Origin of the sequence: Pseudalkalibacillus sp. JSM 102089 (assembly GCF_041366475.1) — a bacterium.
Taxonomy (GTDB): Bacteria; Bacillota; Bacilli; order Bacillales; family Guptibacillaceae; genus Guptibacillus; species Guptibacillus hwajinpoensis_B.
Window position 1 is genome coordinate 169,823 of the sequence record NZ_JBEWYW010000002.1, and the last position, 18,645, is coordinate 188,467.

Below are 18,645 nucleotides of genomic sequence, written 5' to 3' on the forward strand. Positions count from 1 at the left end.
CCGATCACAATTTTAGTACGTTAACCCATGACCAAAGTTATAAAGCACGCCGCCCGTTTCCCCCGGGATCGTTATTGGTAGCTTACCTGACGGTGCATTTTCACCAAAAATGGTAGCTGCTGTTGCTTCAAAGCTAGCTGTTCTAAAACCATACTGAGCAATGTAACTGTCAACATTCGGATAAGCCATAATGTCATATGGATTACGAATCCCAATCCCAATCACATCCGCATCCGTTTCACTCATAATCGTATCAACCATCATCATCTGTGGATGCTCAGGCGAACGCGTACTCACACTGTACGTATACGTGCCAATGATGATTTGATCAGCAGACGCAAGAGTTTCACGCTGTTCGTCTGTTAGTGTGTAGCTTGCATCTACTTCAATAACCGTCGTATTGTCATGCACTGCTCTTACCGCGTTACCGAGTGATTCAACAAAACTTCGTCCGATAACGACAACGTGATCATCACTATTCCCGTCAAGAGGAAGGACATTGTCATTCTTTACAAGCGTAATGGATTTATCCGCCGCTTCTTTCTCAACGGCTTTATGCTCGTCTGACCCTACTGTCTCGAGCGCTTCTTGAATTTGTTCATTTACGTCACTCGGTTTCTCCGACTTGATGATTCCGCGATTCACTTTTAATGTTAGAATTCGTTTCACTGATGCTTCGATCCGTTCTTCAGATATGTCACCTGATTCAACTGCTCCATATAATCCTTCTGCCACTTCTTGAAGTCCAACTGGCATCAGGACGATATCGGTTCCTGCTTTCACTGCGCGAACCGCTGCGTCAACAGATCCGAAGTGATCCTGGATGGCACCCATGTTCATGGCATCCGTTGTAATGACGCCTTCATACCCCATCTCATCACGCATTAATTCTGTTAAAACTTTGTGCGAGAGTGTGGCCGGAAGAGAAATTTCTGTACCATCTTTTTTGGAAATCACTTTCGTATCGTCGATTTTAGGGAACGTCACGTGCGCTGTCATAATCGCGTCAATCCCCGCTTCCATTGCCTTCTGAAATGGATAAAGTTCGACTTCCATGAGACGTTCTTTATCATAAGGCACTTCTGGAAGACCTAGATGTGAATCAACTGCTGTGTCTCCGTGTCCTGGAAAGTGCTTAGCCGTTGCTGCAACGCCAGTTTCCTGAAGTCCTTTTGTATACGCAATACCAAGGTCCGCAACAAGCTCTGGATCTTCTCCAAATGAACGAACACCAATAACAGGATTATCCGGATTGTTGTTCACGTCCATATCAGGTGCGAAGTTCATGTTAATACCAAGGGAGGCAAGCTCTTCCCCAATCGCATGTCCAACTTCCTTCGTCAGATCTTTAGAACGCGTAGCACCGAGCGCCATGTTCCCTGGCATATCTGTGCCCGACTGCAGACGCGTTACAATGCCTCCCTCCTGATCAATCGTCATGAGCAGACCGTACTTCTCAGATGCTTCCTGATAATCAGCAACAAGTTTCGTCGTTTGCTCGGTTGTAACCACGTTTTCTCTGAATAAAATCACGCCTCCGAGATGATATTCTTCAATTTGCGCTTCAATTTCCGGAAGCATCTCTGTTACATTTTCACCGTTCCAATTTCGATAGTCCGGCATCAGCATTTGACCGACTTTTTCTTCCATCGTCATACCGTCAATCGCATTTTCGATAATGTCGTATTGCTGCCCTTTCTGTTTAATCAAAGACGGAGCGGATGATTTTTTATTTGATTTATCCACTTTATAATCAAGGGCAATCCGATCTTTGTTCTTACCATCTGAAACCGTAATGAACGTCCGGCCACGCTTACCTGTCAGTGCTACGTTTCCTTCACGATCTACTTTTGCCACCTTTTTATTGGATGACTTCCACTTCAGATTTTGATCTGTTTTCATAAAGTGACCATCATCGTAAATGTGAAGCGCATGCAATGTAATGCTTTTCCCATCAAATTCTGAACTCACTTCCGGAACATTTTCCATTAAAATCAACTCGGGTGAACCTGCTTTTTTTGCGGAAGCTTTCCCCGGTAACATAACTGCCTGTGAAAAGATCATTAACAATGCAAGAAAAGTAACAATCATCCGTTTCTGTCTCGTTCGCATGCTATCCCTCCTGGTTTTTAATATGATCGCTTCATCCATTCATCACTCGTAAGCGTGACTGTTGAGCCATTCACCTTCAAATCATCAACATACCAACCACGTTTGTTCGTAGAGCCATCTGTCTTATATGTGAAGCGAACGTACTTTGTGTTTGCAGGTAGAGCGACTTCTTTCGCCTCCCATTTCTTACTGCTTCCTGTTAGCTGAAGTTCTTCGGTCCATTCATTTCCATTCTCTGAAACCTCTACTGTTCCCATGTCGTAGCCTTCCTCAATTTGGTACCACGTATCAAAAGTAATAATAGATTCTTTGTGCACGTTAACTTTAGCAGTCAGATACTTCGATTCGTTATCTCCATAACCGGCAAACCAGGGATCAGATTTCTTGTTCATCGCAACTGGAATCGCATCCGCTACCTTTCTTGCAAACTTCCGTCTCGTTGGAGAAGTAGATACGGTTTCACGCGTCGGATGAACCCGATTCGTTAATAAGATCGCAATTGTCTGATTCGTTGGACTGACAACGATTGACGTCCCTGTATAACCTGTATGACCGAGCGTTGTGCTTTCAGATAAAGCATCCATGAACCAACCTTGTTGGAGCTCCCAGCCGAGGCCGTGATCGTCACCCGGAAACTCTGGAATCCGATTTTCTGTTAAAAGTTTCACCGTCTCCGGTTGAAGAATACGTGTTCCACCATAGCGTCCTTCCATCAGAAACATATGAGCAAATTTAGCGAGATCCGATGCTGTCGAGAAAACACCTGCATGACCAGCGACTCCGTCCAATGACCAGGCACTCTCATCATGAACTCCCCCCCAGACAAGCCCTCTGTTCGTCCATGGCTGGTATTCCGTAGCCGCAATTCGTTCCTTTAATTCAGCAGGAGGATTGTACATCGTATCCTTCATATCAAGCGGATTGGTGATTTCTTTTTTTACATATTCATCTAGACGCATCCCAGACAATCGTTCAATAAGAGCACCAAGTGTAATCATGTTAAGATCGCTGTATGTATACTCACTCCCCGGCTCTGATTGAAGTGGATAGTTAAAAACATACTCCAGGCGATCTTCTCGATCGCCTTCGATCGTGTAGAGCGGAATCCATGGTTTGAATCCCGATGTATGGGTCATCAGCTGTTCGATGGTAACGCTTTCCTTTCCATTCGCTGCAAATTCCGGAATGTACTTCGCTACGGGATCATCCAGCTTAAATTCCCCATCTTCATAGAGCGTCATTGCCGCCGTTGTTGTGAAAAGTTTGCTAATTGAGGCAAGATCAAAAATGGTTTCCTTACTCATCGGAATTGGGTTTTTCATTTCAGTAAACTCATCATCTGTGTATTGCGCAGCATAACCGTAAGCTTCTTCCTTTACGATATGTCCTCTTCTCGCTACAAACGCAACCGCGCCAGGCATAACCTGTTCATAGATGGCGCCTTCGATCAAATCATCAATCTCATTAAGTGGTTCTTCTCGCATTCCGGCTCCTTTGACTGAACCAGGATGCAGAACAGGCGATGTCGGTCCAGGATTGTCCCACGAAAAAGTTGGATGACTCTTACTTTGACTCATGTTGACCTTCCCCGCTTTCTCAATCGTTGGACCAGGTGCAGCCAAACCAGATCCTGGAGCTAAAAGTGACGTACCAAGCGCGGTGGTCAGAAGCAGTGACAGCGTTTTTCTTTTCATAGTGCCCTCCCCATTGTTAATGAATACAAGTATTAACGAGCTACCTCCTCAATAAAACGAAATAACATTCAGAATATTCTATCCAAATCGTAACCTCTTCCTTTATAGTCGTCTATACCACTTAAGTCATAGATAGAAGAAAAACACCCGGATTTATCTATCTTTATACCTGGGTCATTGGAATGATTTTGGAGTTTTATACCATTTGATGCATTTTATATCTGTAGCTTTACTTCGGAATATGAGTGTATACGTTAAATAAACGTTTGTTTAGTAGCGATAGATTGGGGAGTGCCTGTCACTTGCGAACTCATAATCTTCCATGAACTTTATGAACATAATGTACAAAATGAAACAAACCTTTCTTATTTCCCTTTTCTTAATCTAACTAAAATAATCAGGTATATTGTTGGTAGTTAATCTGTAAGCGATTACATTAAGGGGAGAGGTTATCACTATGAGACGAAAAATGAACTTGTTCATGTCCCTTTTGTTGGGGAGCGTTCTTCTATTGAGCGCTTGTGGAAGTAATGAAAGTGCGGGAAATTCTTCAGGCGATAATGGTGAATGGAGTCCTGATAAACCCATCGAAATGATTGCGCCGGCTGGAGCTGGGGGTGGTTGGGATACAACTGCTCGAACAATCTCAAAAGTAATGGAGAAGGAAAATATTATCGATAAACGTATGGCTGTTGCCAATAAACCAGGTGGTGGAGGTGCTGTTGGTTGGTCTTATGTCGATAAGAAAGGTGGCGATCATACACTTTTCATCACATCACCCCCGATTTTATTTGTTCCATTAAACGGACAATCCGAGCTTGGACACAATGATTTCACACCAATTGCGGGTGTAATTGCGGACTATTCAGCTTTTGTTGTACCTGCTAATTCGCCATACGATAGTATGAATGATCTTGTTGATGCACTAAAAGAAGATCCAACCTCTGTGTCAGTTGTGGGAGATTCTTCTCCAGGAAGCATGGATCACATGGCATTCGTTAAAGCCGTAAAAGCCGGTGGTGTTGATATTAAGCAACTGAAATATGTTTCTGCTCAGGATGGTAGCGGAATGAGCATGCTGCTTGGGAATAAAGTCGATGTCTACTCAACAGGTCTCGCAGAAGCAACGGAACAGGCACGTGCTGGTAAAGTGAAAGTTCTTGCTATAACTTCACCTGAGCCACTTGAAGGCGAAACAGTATCCGAATTTCCAACGCTAAAAGAACAGGGGATCGATGACGAATTCATCGTTTGGAGAGGCATTATGGGACCAAAAGATATGTCGGCAGAAGCAGCTACATTCTATGAGCAAGCTGTCAAAGACATGATGGAGACGGATGAATGGAAAACACAGCGTGACAATTTTGGATGGAATGATAACTTTATGTCCGGTGAGGAATTTCAAGAATTTCTGGATCAAGAATACGAAACGATGGAAGAATTGATGAACGAAGTTGGTTTAGCAAAATAAGGATAGAGCGAAAGGTCAGTTCACGCTGACCTTTCATATTTATTAAAGGCAGGTGACTCGTCATGCTAGCAAGTGTTGAACGTAAAGTAGCCATTGTTTTATTGCTTATTTCCATTTTATATCTCTTCCTTAGTTTTCAGCTGCCAGCTTTTCCATATGCCATCGTAGATGCCGACGCACTACCGAAAGGACTGGGATTTTTACTCGCAGCGCTCTCGATCTTACTATTCATTCTGAACCCTACTGAAGATCGAAAAAAAAGTGACATTAAAAAAGATGAAGTGCTCATGTTACTGGCCGTTTCTGGCCTTATCTTTGTCTATATTCTCTTATTTGAGCTCCTAGGATTTGTGATTGTCACAATCTTATTCCTACTCGTTACGTCACGTATGCTTGGTTATACAAAATGGAAAACATTGATTGCTGTTTCAATCGGCTTTACGCTTGTCCTTTATTTTTCATTTAACTATTTACTTCAAATCTATTTACCGCAAGGCCTACTTCCCTTTTAGAAAGGAGGAAAGATGATGGACACTATTTCGAATATGTTATATGGCTTTCAGGTTGTCTTAACCTTCCAGAACATCCTTTTTGTTTTTATTGGCGTTCTTGCTGGCACACTAATCGGGATGCTCCCTGGACTGGGTCCTATCTCAGCGATCGCCATTATGATTCCTTTAAGCTATGGCATGGATCCAGCCTCAGCCCTTATTCTTATGGCAGGAGTTTACTATGGTGCCGTCTTCGGAGGATCTACCTCATCCATTTTATTAAATGCACCGGGTATATCAGGAACTGTCGCCACCTCCTTTGACGGTTACCCGCTCGCCAAACAAGGTAAGGCTGGTAAAGCACTCGCTATTGCTGCTATTTCATCTTTCGCTGGTGGTACCGTAAGTGTTGTTGCCCTTATGCTAGTTGCTCCTCTAATGGCTAGCTTTGCCGTCTCATTCGGTCCGACTGAGTATTTCGCCCTCATGTTGCTTGGTTTAACAGCGATTGCAAGCTTGTCCGAAGGCTCAACTGTGAAGGCGTTAATCTCTGCAACGATCGGTTTAATCATTGCTACAATTGGCGTTGACCAGCAAACAGGAACACAGCGTTTTACTTTTGGTAATCCGAACCTTCTTGAAGGAATCGACTTTTTAATCATTGCCCTAGGACTTTTCGCGCTTGCTGAGGTTTGCTCGCTAATCTTGTCCCGAAAATCAAAAATGATGGACGGTAACTCCAATGTTGGCTCATTGAAAATCACGAGGCAAGAAGCAAAAGAAATCTCTGGTCCGATCGCTCGTCATTCTGTGCTCGGATTTATTCTTGGCGTGCTACCAGGCGCTGGTGCAACTATTGCTTCCTTCATGTCCTATATCACAGAGAAGAAAATTTCTAAAGATCCTTCGTCTTTCGGAAAAGGAAATATCAAAGGACTCGCTGCCCCAGAAACATCTAATAACGCCGCAACGAGTGGGGCTTTCGTTCCCCTGTTAACGCTTGGTATCCCAGGCTCTGGCACAACCGCTGTATTGCTTGGTGCCCTCCTCGTTGTCGGTGTACAACCAGGTCCGTTAATGCTGACCGATCATCCGGACGTATTTTGGGGAGTGATTGCTAGTATGTATCTTGGCAACCTTTTCTTGCTAGTTTTAAATCTGCCACTTATTCCGTTTATCGCTCGGATTCTTTACATTCCAAAAGCGCTACTAATCTCACTTGTTATTATCTTCTGTATGATTGGGGTTTATGGAGTGAGCTTCAGCACTTTTGATCTTTATCTCTTACTAGCATTTGGAGTGATGGGTTTTATAATGAGACTTCTTAACTTTCCAGCAGCACCGCTCATTCTCGCCTTTATTCTAGGTGGAATGATGGAACAATCATTTAGACAGGCGCTAACGATATCAAATGGGAGTTATGTGACGTTTTTCGATAGTACAGTAACCGTCGTCCTCCTCATTCTGTCACTTCTTTCTCTTACGCTACCTATTATAAAGAGCAAGCTCAGTAAAAAAACAGCAGAAGAGGAAAAGGAACATTTAGCATCATGAAAAAAGCCGCTTCTAAAGTGAGATCTCCTTATGAGCTTCCACTTGAAGCGGCCCTTTTCACCTTCCATTCTTTACGGAATGATAGCGTCGTTCAGGACGACCCACTGTTCCATATGACAAGTCAGCATCCACCTGTCTAAGTGAAACCATGTATTCCAAATATCTTCTCGCTGTTGTTCTGCTACACCCCATCTCACTTCCGACTTCTTCAGCCGTCATGCCTTGAGGCGTGTGGCATAAAAGTACTTCTGTCAGCTTCGATAACGTTAAGGGATCAATTCCTTTTGGAGCGACTTGAGTCGCGACCGTTTCACGCGTTCCTTGTCTTGTAAATAAATGATCCACTTCCTCCTGGCTAACAACCTTCTGATGATTCATTCTTCCTCTCGTTTGTTTGAATTTTTCTAGAGTTTGCTTAAAGCGATCAAAGATAACCGGTTTAATAATGTAATCAATTGCCCCTCCACGCATTGCTTCCTGAACCGCCTCGATTTCTTTCGCAGCAGTGATCATCATCACATCTGTTTCTTTATAATTTTTACGGATGTGCCAAAGTAAGTGAAGTCCGCTTTCTTCAGGAAAAAAGATATCTAGGAGCACAAGGTCTGGCTCTACTATTTCTAGAAGTTCCTTCCCTTCCGTAATGCTTGAAGCAACTCCTATAACTACATATCCCGGTACATTTTCAGTAAATTTCTGATTGATTCTAGCAATTCGATGATCATCTTCTACAATTAACACTTCAATATCAGACATTCGTTTGTTCCCCCTTAGGAATCACAACTGTGAACGCAGCTCCACCGTAACGACTTGTTGATATGGTGACATACCCTCCAAGATATTCGAGTGCATTTTTCACGAGAGAAAGTCCGATTCCTCGATCTTGCCCCTCTTTATTACTAACTCCTCGCTCAAAAATCTGTTCCAATTCCTCTTCATGCACGCCATTACCGGAGTCTTCTATTTCAAAAATCAAATCTCTCCCAATGTCCGTCATGAATAAATGGACCACTCTTTCTTCATCTTGCTTTTCAAGAACAGCATCCATCGCATTATCAATTAAGTTCCCAACGATCGTTACAATCTTTTCTTGCTCCATCCGCTCAGGAAAGTCACTCATACTACTTTCCTCATCAATTAAAAATTGAATATGAAGCTCATGAGCCCTGTTATACTTCCCTAAAAGCAGAGCTGAAATAATTGGATTTGGCACAGCTTTCACCAAAAGCTGTACAACCTCCTGATAACCAATCGCTTCCTTATGTATTAATTCAATCGCCTCATCGTATGCTCCTAACTGAATTAATCCTAAAATGGTATATAGTTTATTGGCATACTCATGCGTTTGAGAGCGAAGAACTTTCGCATAGCTTTGAACTTGAGAGAGCTCTCGTGATAAAGCCTCAATTTCTGTTTTCCTTCTAAAACTTGAAACAGCTCCTGTAATTTCACCTTTTTGAATGATAGGAATCCGATTCACAATCACATGATTATGACCGATGATGATCTCCTGATCATACTCTGACTCTCCAGATAGTAGCACTTCTGGCATTCTTGTATTTGGGAGAACAGAGACAATGTCTTCTCCTTCTAAATTTTCATCTACCTTTCTATTTAGCATACGATGAGCTTCTTGATTAGCAAGGGTGATCTCTCCCTTCGCATCAACCGCAATAATTCCTTCTCTGATCGTTTGAAGAATCGTATTTCGCTCCAGAAACATAGCCCCGATTTCTGATGGTTCAAGACCAAAAATGGACTTCTTCACATTCCTCGCAATAAAAAAACCACCTGCTAAACCAAGTAACAATATTGTGCCTATTAAACTCATAACCTTTAATTCAAATTGATCTACTTTCTGTTGAATATCCTCAGTTAAAAAACCAACAGAAACGATACCGATAATGGCACCATTATCAAAAATAGGTGTTTTTCCTCTAAGCGAGGAACCAAGCGATCCTTCTGCTTTCGAAACATATGATTTTCCTTCTACTAAAGCCTGCTGGCTATCGCCACCAACCATATGTTTACCAATGCGATCAAGTAACGGATGAGCTACCCGAATACCATCCTTATCTCCTACTACAATAAATTCCGCTCCTGTTTTAGACCGAAGATCCTCTGCGATTGGCTGAATAGTTTCGGATGGATAATTCGACTTCATCGCATTGATTACGGCCGGCATCATGGCCACTGACTGAGCGACATTAAGCGCCCGTTCTCCCATCTGTTCTTCAACACTTGTCGAATATAAACTGGTAAAAACCAAACCAAGAATAAGCAAAACTGTAAATAATAGTCCCAATATCATTAAAGATAATTTCGTTTGAAGAGAAATTGATTTCAGTCTTTGCATACGCTTACACTTCCTGACTGAATTGTCTTACTATTATTCTAACGATGACTGGAGATTAGCACAAGAGGAGGTAATAGTGGTTCGTGGTGCCTGTCACCCGCGAATTCGCGAGTGACAGGCACCACCAATTCCGCCCTTCTCACTTCAACGCATTAATCAACAATCCCCAAAACTTTTCTTGATTAATGCCATGCGCAAACTTCACATTCGGCTTTCTTCCCGTTACATGCAGACGATCAACGCACGTTGTACCGTATGTAAATTCTCCTTTTGTCTCAATATCCACTCGAACCGTCTCGAATTCAAAAATCGATTCATCAATTAAATACGCTATCGTGCATGCATCGTGAATGGGAGCTCCTTCAAAATCGAAAACTTCTTTATAAGTTTTAGTAAAGAATTCAAGAAGATCCCCCACAAATTTCGAAACATTCGTGCCAATAGAAGAAATCTCCTGAAGAATCGCTGGCGTTGTAATCGCCTGATGCGTAATGTCTAGACCAAACATTGTCACAGGCACTCCGCTGTAAAAACAACAACCGCCGCCTCGGCATCGACATAAATATTAAATTCCGCCCTAGGTGTCCAATTTCCAAACGTCCCTCCACCCATCAGTACGATTTCACGAATCTTTCCAACGATCGCAGGTTCCTTTTCAATCGCTAAAGCGATATTCGTGAGCGGACCTGTCGGAACTAGCGTGATCTCTCCATCAGAATCTAACAATCTCTCAATGATAAAATCGACAGCATGCTGATCGATCATCATTTTCTTTGGAACTTCCGGAAGCTCTGGTCCATCAAGACCAGAATCTCCATGAATGTCTGGTGCGAATTCACGCGTTTTAACTAGTGGCTGCTCAGCTCCACGAGCAACTGGCACGTCGAGCCCTATGAAATCACATACTTTTAACGCATTAAGCGTTGTCTTCTCAACATCTACGTTCCCCGCTACCGTCGTAATGCCTTCAATCTGAATCTGATCACTAGAAGCTGCAAGAATAATCGAAATCGCATCATCATGGCCTGGATCACAATCTAAAATCACTTTTCTCTTTTCCCTCATTCAGCATCTCTCCTCGTTGTTAAAATAGAAGAACCCTGAGCACCTCCAAGAAAGGAAGCTAATCAGGGTTGAGTTATTATTGAATAGACTCGTATACGATATTCGCGATATGTTTCGAAAGTCCTCCAGTGCTTGGATAGGATCCAGATTCGAGAGGGCCGTTATTTTGTTTATTAGTTAACACAATAATTTGGAGATCATTAGATGGGTCAAAGATCACTTGGGTCCCTGTAAAACCTGTATGCCCAAAAGTCGCTTCTGAATGTTTGTCACCCATGTACCAGCTCTTGTCGAGTTCCCATCCATAGCCCTGTCCAAAACGCTGTGGGGTTGTGAAGTCTTCAATAACCTCCTGATCATATAGCTTCACTTTACCGTAACTCCCACCATTCAACATCGCCTGTCCAAGTACGGCAAGATCTCGTGCCGTGGAGAACAAGCCAGCGTGTCCAGCTATACCTTCGTTTGCATAAAAACTATTACCGTCATTAACTTCTCCAACAAGTGTTTCAGTTCGCCACCTTCCAAAATCCTCAGCTCGCTCAGGAACGTTGTAGCCGAAATCGGGATCATCCACCATTTTATATTCAAAAGGATTCCCCCATGAAGTGGCTGCGATTTTATCATCAAGGTGATCTGAAGGAGTAAACATCGTATCTTTCATTTTCAATGGCTCATAAATATTTTTCTGAAGATAATCATCAAGCTTCTCTCCGCTTATTTCCTCAATGATGAATCCTAGCGTCATAAAACTAAAATCACTATAGCGACGATCTGTGCCGGTTTCGTATTCGAGTGGAAGTGCATTAATATAGTTTAGAACTTCTTCCGAATTCTTAGCATGAAAATAAGTCGGCTGCCAGGGAGTTAAGCCAGAGGTATGTGTTAAAAGGTCTGCGATTGTAATATCTTCCTTACCATTAGAAGCAAAATTAGGAATATATTTTGCTACTCGATCATTTACTGCTAATTCCCCATCACTGACAAGCTTCATAATCCCTTGCGTTGTTCCCATTACTTTAGTTAAAGAGGCAAGGTCAAACATTGTTTTCTTTTTCATCTTCCTTGGTTTTTCTAATAGATTTCCCATATCATATTTTTGTGCATCTCCATAGGCAGACTCTTTTACGACTTTACCACTTTTAGCCACAAGTACCACTGCTCCAGGAGTTATATCATTACTTATAGCTTCTTGCACTACGTCATCAATTTCCTCAAGTGTAGTAGCATTCATTCCAGCACTCTTCGGACTACCATGACTCAGCTTCTCTCCGTTGGCAGTAGCTGAAGCTGTGGAAAAGACAGAGATATTCAACAGCAGAACCACGATCGGTATTATAAAAATTCGTTTCTTCATATATACTCCTCCTTAGTTTTTGAGGATTTGATTAAGAAAGCTAGTACCTGCTTCAGTGGATTCAATACGAAAATAATCACTCAAGGTTGCCCCTATATCTGCCATAGTATTTCTTGTCCCAATCGATACTGGCTTCACTTTAGGACCAGTAACCATAAGAGGAGTATACTCTCTTGTATGTTTTGAGTGTCCGATCGTAGGGTCATTCCCATGATCGGCCGTTACTATTAAAATATCATCTTCTTTAAGTAGAGGAATAAAATTCTCCAGCCAATCATCTACTTCTTCAAGAAGTGATGCATACCAATTCGTATCTTCTGCATGACCAGCAAGGTCCGTTTCTTGTACATTTACTAGAAAAGCCCCATGCTTTTCTTTACTAAATGCTTCTTTTAGTTGTTGAAGCACCTCCGCTGTATTCACAATAGAATAAGCCAAATGCTTTCCTTCGAGTACATCTGCCGTTTTCCCAATTCGATAAACGGGAATTTTAGATTCAGCTAGGGTCTGGAATTGTCTTTGTACGTTAACACCATATCCCAGGTGACGAACTTGATAGTCTTCCCCATACAAGCCTGCTTTAGGGCTATCAATTCCCCACTGCCCCGCTTCCCCTTTTTTTACGACTGATAGAAGTCGCGCGACCGAAGTGTGAGGACCGCCTAATGTAATAACTCGACTTGTATCAACGACTTTCCTTACAACGCTTCCTACTTTAAGCGCATACTCAAACGAAACCTTTGTCAGGTCTGCCGTAACATTAATAATATTTCCAGGGGTTGATTCAATGTTATCTGCCACAATGATTGCATCGTCAATTAACAATATTGGCAAATCTTTAAAAGGATAAGTTACTTTGAAATTTTCCCTTAGTAAACTCGTAGCTATATTCTTATGAACGTCTTTCATCAATCGTTTGGCGGGACGTTTCGGAAGACTTCCTACAATCTCTTGGTGTCCCATATAAGTATCAGCTCCGTAGTGTGCGAGTCGTGCTTTTCCGTAAGCTCCTTTTGGTGTTCCGGTTTCATCTACAAGTTGATTAAGTCCAAGCGAATACATGGTGGGAATGGCCATCGGTACTTTTTTTCGAATATGCTCGTACGTATTTGCTATACAGTCCCCTGGTTCAAAATCTGCACAGTCATCCATTGCTCCAATCCCAAAACTATCGAGAACGAGCACTACGATACGTCCCATCGTTAACCCCTCCTTTCAAAATGTACAATTTCTGGAACACCATCATGTAACCCACGAACAAGGGCAACATTTGCCCTCGTTACAAATACTTGCGTCCGAAAAGCATATATTGCCGTATCACCGATAGATACTCTTGAGTCACGTTCAAGTCTTCCATAGTAATCAATGTACTCAGAATTTAAAGGCTTGCCTTTTAAAAATGTATCAAAAATACGTTCAGGGGAGCTTCCGACGTAAGCGCCTGTCATATTTCCCCTTTCATAAAATCCTCCTCCAATCACATAAAAATTCTCCTCGTCTTCATGAGAGACTTCGGATACATAGATAATAGCAGGATCCTCAGGAAGAGTCCGAACCGCATGAAGTGGGGTAGTCCCTGTTAGAGCATGTCCAGGTTCCCCATGTGTAACCCCGGCTTTTTTTAGCATTGGAATCGTTTCTGTACTTGTTGCACTTGGACCATTTACCTGACGAATGCGAAATCCCGATGCTTCAAGTATTGCTTTTGCCGAAAGTATTGTTTTCAGGTTTTCTGTAAATAATAGCTCCTTACGTTCTTTGTCCATTAGCAATAACGGAAATGAAGTAACGCCCATTACTTCGATTCCTTTCAGCTGCTTTAGCTCTGAAATAAAACCTTGAAGCTCCTTTACCTGAAATCCTCCCCACTGTCCAGGATAAATCGTGTCTGATGAATTGATTACTCGCAGAATGACCTCCTGTTTTTTTCCCAGTTTCATAGCTGCATCTGATACTTGTCTTGCTCGCTCAATCGAAAAAACCGTCACAACTTCTGGATCGAAACTAAGAACCTCATCCCACTGATGTTTCCCAGGTTGGACAAGATGACCCACGTTACCAATACTGACACCGGAATGATATAGTCGGTAAGCTTCTTCAAATTCAACGGCAACAGCTTTTTCAATTCCATGTTCCGCAATCCAATTCCCGAGATCGCCTATACGACCAAGCTGCTTACTCATAAAATACAATGTGAAATCATTCTCTTTAGCAGCTTGCGCCATTCTTCTGACATTGTGGGCTATTGTGTCAAGGTCGAGAACATACGTATTGGGAGGAATAATCCCAGATTGGTGAAGTTTTACTCCCGCTTTAATGAGTTCTGGATTTCTCTTCTTTGTAAGTGAAAGAAACAATGTAGTAGCCTCCTAAACAACAGCGTATAGATTATGTCTTGATGTATACTTACTCTCCTCGCAATGATTCTCGAAGAATACGAATAACAGTCTCTGCTCCAGCCTTCATAGGGTTAATACGTAAACCATATTCAAGTAATGCGGGTGTACTTTCGAGGAAACTACCAGAAACTCGATAAATCATTGGAACAAGTTCAAAACGTGATTCTGCTCCAATTGGATATGTTGCTGCTCCAAAGGCCTTACTTCGCTCGATTACTTCACGGGCAACTGGCTCTTTCAGTTCAACAATGACATTCTTTGATTGAGAGTTTGTTATATAAGCCTCTTTTACTCCATACACTTCACCTTTATTTAACAAGTCACATAGAACTTCAACTTGCTGACTCTGGATAGCTAATGAGACAGGTGCAAAAGGTAGGGATCGGAGTAACTCCATCGCTTCTGGGCCCTGAACTTGACTGCCTCCAGAATAATTTCGCTGTTGAATTGTTTTAATGGCGCTCTTCCCTATCACCACTCCAATTCCTTCAGGTCCAAGTAGCTTAAATCCGGAAAAAGTGGAATAATCAGCGCCAGCCTCTACACCAATTCCATGCATTTTCAATGCACAATAATTATCATCAACAACTACAATCATTTCAGGGTTGATCGTCTTAACTAACTTAATCACTTCTTTAAGACGATAAGTGTCGATTGGTTGCTGCCTTGCATGTTGGATATAGAAAACCTTTGCTTCTGAATGAGGAAGACTTTGTTTAATAGCATCTAAATCATTGAAATTCACTTCTTCCGTTCGTAACCCAAGCATTCGGATCGTTTCTTTAGTCGTCATATAAATAGGTGCAGTGTGAATAATCATAGATTCTCCCGGTTCAAGGAGGGCACTTAAGAGAGATCGAATTGCACCGGTACCCGATCCTCGTACAAGTACTGCCTGATCACCACCAAAAATACTAGCAAGAACGTTCTCAACTTTCGCAGTTGTTCTAGGTCGTTTATAGATCGGATGCACACCGCGATCGCCATCATGGAACATTTCATTGTCTTTAAATTCCTTTGTGATATAATCCACAATTTCAAATTGTTTATTTGTTGCTTCTGCAAGTGACATCTGAGGTATAACAGATTCCTGGTGTTTCAATGTTATGCAATCCCCTTTCGACTGAAAGCATGAGCTGGATTATCGATTAACATCATTCTGATATCCTCATCAGACAAGCCTGCTTCTTTTAAACGAGGCACAAATTCATTGAGAACATAGTCATATCCAATACCTCCGTGCTTATGCCAATGTGACTTTCTAGTTAAATCAGCTGATAATAAAATCTGCGCACCATATCCTCTTTCAAATAGACGACAAATTGTATGAATTCGCTCTTCATCAGGTCGATAATTAATTTTTCCAATCGTATCAAATCCTACAAATGCCCCTGCTTCCACAACAGAAAGTACTCGTTCATCATCTTGATTAAGGTCTTGATGCCCCACAATCAATTGGTTCATTGGCAATCCAAGGGCAGAATAAAGTTCAACTTGCTCGACTCCCATCGTTCCGAGCGTTGTATGTGTGGTGAGCGGAAGCCCCGTTTCCATTGCTGCGATTCCCGCACCAGTTAAGAGCTCTTCTTCAATAGGCTTGATTTCATAGTGACTGCTCCCTATTTCTCCAATAACGCCAGGATAAACGTCTGTTCCTTCAATTCCATTCTTTATTTCATCAATCATGTATTGTGCAAACTGATCGCGATTCCACTCAGTCGCTTGGTTTGGAAGGAATGGGTCTTTGTAAAAACCGGTACTTGCGATCAAATGCACTCCTGTCGTTTCACTTAACTTTCTAAGGAGACTTGCGTTACGACCCATTCCATCGTTCGTAACTTCAACCATCGCCTGTCCACCTGAACCTTTAAAGTAGCGAAGTTCTTCTTCCATTCCGCCTATATCGTCAAGAATAGTGTCAGGATCATTTTTAATTCGTGATAAATCAATACAAAGATGTTCATGAGCGGAACAAACCCCGAGCTCAGTAGGAACAATTGGTCCTCTAACCGTTTGTATCATCTTATCTCCTCCTTCTACTGTGGTATTTGCATGAGGCCAAGTACGACAAGAACATTTGCCAAGATGCCAACTGCTATTGCGCCAATCGGTCCTACTGCCATTCGCACAATTGGACGCCCCGCAATCTCATTTAACAAATAGAACCCTGCAATGATAAAAAATCCAAGCCCTGGAGCAATAGCATTAGCTGCGTTTGCACCACCAATTAAAAGAGCCACTTCTAAAATTCGACTCATCGCTGTACGAATATTTTCTCCTGATTGTCGTACTCCGGGATATTTGTCAAGGAAACGTGCAATCTGACTCAATAACATAACCTCAAGAAAAACAGTAATAATACCAAGGATAGCCGCCACCCATACATTAGGAACAAGCAACCCTACAACGAAAATGATTGTAAACCCAACTGGACTATACACCCCTGTTGCAATCGCCGTACTAGCAACAAGTGGGATGAATCCCAGCGCTCGGGCTCCAGCAGCGATGGCAGCATCTGTTACTTTTCCGTCTGCGATTAAATTTAATGATATCGGATCTCCAGCCATAATCAGGAGGTTCGTAGCCGCAGCAATCAGCCCCCCCATAATCATGAAATAAATCACATGCTTTTTAATGCGATTCACTCTCTCACTAAAAACCGAAGCAAGATCAATACTGCTACCTTCTCCTTCAGGTTTTTGGCGCACAGCATATGTAATTAAGAAAATCATTCCAGTAATGAGAGCCATTCCTTCTTGATTTAACGTAACCGTCGTATCACCAAAAGCCATGGCACCGCTTTCATTTAACCATACAGCTAATTGCCGAATAATGGCTGATGTGATAAATGTCAGAACACCTTTTTTAACACTGAATTGCAACGCCACTGCTAGAGCTGGAAATGCCATAAAGGTGACAACAACTGGGGATCCCACTTGCCCCATCGCATCTAAGAAATTCAATGGTAGTTTTTCAAATAAGGTGACAAATCCTTCTAGTCCAACTAACAAACCTGCACCATATGCGCCACCAACAATTGCCGCAACAGGCGTACCCCATTTATTTCGCGGGGTAATCAATCCAATGATATCTGTTCCAAGCAGAATGCTATGGATAAGGATAATACTCGCAGTAATGGTAAAAGGAATCCCAAAACCAACTACAAGTCCAAAACTCATAGCAAAGGCCGTTAAACCAAGCTCTTTACGTCCCATTCGCCCTTCAGTATTTTCAGGTACAATTGGTCGTAAGCCGTCATTAAACACAGCTAAATTTAAATTTGCAAGAACAGCTGCCATAGCCCCGATTAAGATGACGAGAACCATTTCCATGTGCCGAACCCCCTTCTAAATTAAAGTGCTTTAATTGCTCTCATAATCATTGGAACGACCGTTTCCATATGATCAGCAGTAAAACCGAATGCTTTCTTTCCTTCCTTAACAGCCTGTTGAATTTTCTCTTCACTCGGTTTTCTTCCTGGCATTGAAACAGTTTCACAGCTTGGTTTTCCAATAATAGCAATCGCCATCGCTAACGCACCTCCACCACCAGTGTGACACGCTCCAACATAGTATTCTGCCTGACCTGTTTTCACTGCCATTGCCGCTTCTACATCTGATTTAATGGAAGTTTCCACTCCATTTGGTCCATGTTCCTTCACTAGGGCTTCGACTTCCTTTTTATCTACCTGTCCACCAATAACAATTTTCATAAAAAATCTCCTCCTATTTCATTTCTTTAAAAATAGATACATAGTGCATTTTTAAAAAAGCGATCTCAGATTTTGGAATTTCATCACCCCAATTGGATTTAAGCCAATTAATCTCTCTATTCGCTAGATCAATTTGCTCAGATTTCTCTATTTCTGAAAAAAGCTCTTCCGGTGGGCCATCGACTGATTCACCGCGGGACATACGCGTTAAGGCTGATGCAAGATGAGTAACGAGCATTTCTACTTTATTTTGAGGAAGCGTCCTTTGCGTATGGGCACTTAATCTTTGCACCGCTTCCTCAGCGATAGTTGATGCTTCCTCACTAATCACATCGCCAGCTTTCAGAATATCTAGTCGTTCCTTAATCGTTGTCATAAAAATCACCCTCCAATATACAGGATTTAGTATATTAAAATCATAGGGATTCAAAATG

Annotated in this window: 15 protein-coding genes and 1 pseudogene; 3 read left to right on the plus strand and 13 right to left on the minus strand. The window is 42.2% G+C overall.

Features of this window, described 5'->3' with window-relative positions; all coding sequences use genetic code 11:
* Positions 1-12: 12 nt before the first annotated feature.
* Positions 13-2,112, minus strand: coding sequence for a glycoside hydrolase family 3 protein (locus ABVF21_RS05545; RefSeq protein ID WP_371017663.1), 2,100 nt, complete (start codon positions 2,110-2,112; stop codon positions 13-15).
* 17 nt (positions 2,113-2,129) lie between these two features.
* Positions 2,130-3,806, minus strand: a complete 1,677-nt coding sequence (locus ABVF21_RS05550) for a serine hydrolase (protein WP_371017664.1) — start codon at positions 3,804-3,806, stop codon at positions 2,130-2,132.
* Between the two features lie 457 nt (positions 3,807-4,263).
* On the opposite strand from ABVF21_RS05550, the gene ABVF21_RS05555 reads away from it, so the two are divergent.
* The 3 genes from ABVF21_RS05555 to ABVF21_RS05565 all read left to right on the plus strand — a co-directional run bounded on the left by ABVF21_RS05555 (position 4,264) and on the right by ABVF21_RS05565 (position 7,322).
* The gene (locus tag ABVF21_RS05555; protein ID WP_371017665.1) at positions 4,264-5,277 is read left to right on the plus strand and encodes a tripartite tricarboxylate transporter substrate binding protein; all 1,014 of its coding nucleotides are present in this window, start codon (positions 4,264-4,266) and stop codon (positions 5,275-5,277) included.
* 62 nt (positions 5,278-5,339) lie between these two features.
* Positions 5,340-5,789: a tripartite tricarboxylate transporter TctB family protein gene (locus tag ABVF21_RS05560; RefSeq protein ID WP_303534342.1), complete on the plus strand. Its 450-nt coding sequence runs from the start codon at positions 5,340-5,342 to the stop codon at positions 5,787-5,789.
* Positions 5,790-5,804: 15 nt separating this feature from the next.
* Positions 5,805-7,322, plus strand: a complete 1,518-nt coding sequence (locus ABVF21_RS05565) for a tripartite tricarboxylate transporter permease (RefSeq protein WP_371017666.1) — start codon at positions 5,805-5,807, stop codon at positions 7,320-7,322.
* A gap of 57 nt (positions 7,323-7,379) precedes the next feature.
* Here ABVF21_RS05565 and ABVF21_RS05570 read toward each other — a convergent pair whose 3' ends face one another.
* The 11 genes and pseudogenes from ABVF21_RS05570 to ABVF21_RS05620 all read right to left on the minus strand — a co-directional run bounded on the left by ABVF21_RS05570 (position 7,380) and on the right by ABVF21_RS05620 (position 18,587).
* Positions 7,380-8,078 (minus strand): response regulator, encoded by a 699-nt coding sequence (locus ABVF21_RS05570; protein ID WP_194218624.1) that lies wholly within the window; start codon positions 8,076-8,078, stop codon positions 7,380-7,382.
* Positions 8,071-9,678 carry an ATP-binding protein gene (locus ABVF21_RS05575; RefSeq protein WP_371017667.1) on the minus strand — a complete coding sequence of 536 codons (1,608 nt, stop codon included), beginning with the start codon at positions 9,676-9,678 and terminating at the stop codon, positions 8,071-8,073. The genes ABVF21_RS05570 and ABVF21_RS05575 overlap by 8 nt, the downstream gene beginning before the upstream one ends.
* Before the next feature lie 139 nt (positions 9,679-9,817).
* A pseudogene (locus tag ABVF21_RS05580) lies at positions 9,818-10,743 on the minus strand (nucleoside hydrolase).
* Positions 10,744-10,819: 76 nt separating this feature from the next.
* A complete protein-coding gene (locus ABVF21_RS05585) occupies positions 10,820-12,100 on the minus strand; it encodes a serine hydrolase (RefSeq protein ID WP_371017668.1) in 1,281 nt (426 codons plus the stop codon).
* Between the two features lie 12 nt (positions 12,101-12,112).
* Positions 12,113-13,300, minus strand: a complete 1,188-nt coding sequence (locus tag ABVF21_RS05590) for a phosphopentomutase (RefSeq protein ID WP_371017669.1) — start codon at positions 13,298-13,300, stop codon at positions 12,113-12,115.
* Between the two features lie 2 nt (positions 13,301-13,302).
* Positions 13,303-14,457 carry a YhfX family PLP-dependent enzyme gene (locus ABVF21_RS05595; RefSeq protein WP_303534963.1) on the minus strand — a complete coding sequence of 385 codons (1,155 nt, stop codon included), beginning with the start codon at positions 14,455-14,457 and terminating at the stop codon, positions 13,303-13,305.
* A 49-nt stretch (positions 14,458-14,506) separates the two neighbouring features.
* Complete coding sequence (locus ABVF21_RS05600) at positions 14,507-15,601, minus strand: aminotransferase class V-fold PLP-dependent enzyme (protein WP_303534964.1); 1,095 nt, start codon at positions 15,599-15,601, stop codon at positions 14,507-14,509.
* Between the two features lie 2 nt (positions 15,602-15,603).
* Complete coding sequence (locus ABVF21_RS05605) at positions 15,604-16,521, minus strand: phosphotriesterase family protein (RefSeq protein WP_303534965.1); 918 nt, start codon at positions 16,519-16,521, stop codon at positions 15,604-15,606.
* Positions 16,522-16,535: 14 nt separating this feature from the next.
* Complete coding sequence (locus ABVF21_RS05610; RefSeq protein ID WP_303534966.1) at positions 16,536-17,831, minus strand: YhfT family protein; 1,296 nt, start codon at positions 17,829-17,831, stop codon at positions 16,536-16,538.
* 20 nt (positions 17,832-17,851) lie between these two features.
* Positions 17,852-18,211 carry a DUF2620 domain-containing protein gene (locus ABVF21_RS05615; protein WP_194218616.1) on the minus strand — a complete coding sequence of 120 codons (360 nt, stop codon included), beginning with the start codon at positions 18,209-18,211 and terminating at the stop codon, positions 17,852-17,854.
* A 13-nt stretch (positions 18,212-18,224) separates the two neighbouring features.
* The gene (locus ABVF21_RS05620) at positions 18,225-18,587 is read right to left on the minus strand and encodes a PRD domain-containing protein (RefSeq protein ID WP_371017670.1); all 363 of its coding nucleotides are present in this window, start codon (positions 18,585-18,587) and stop codon (positions 18,225-18,227) included.
* Between the last annotated feature and the right edge of the window lie 58 nt (positions 18,588-18,645).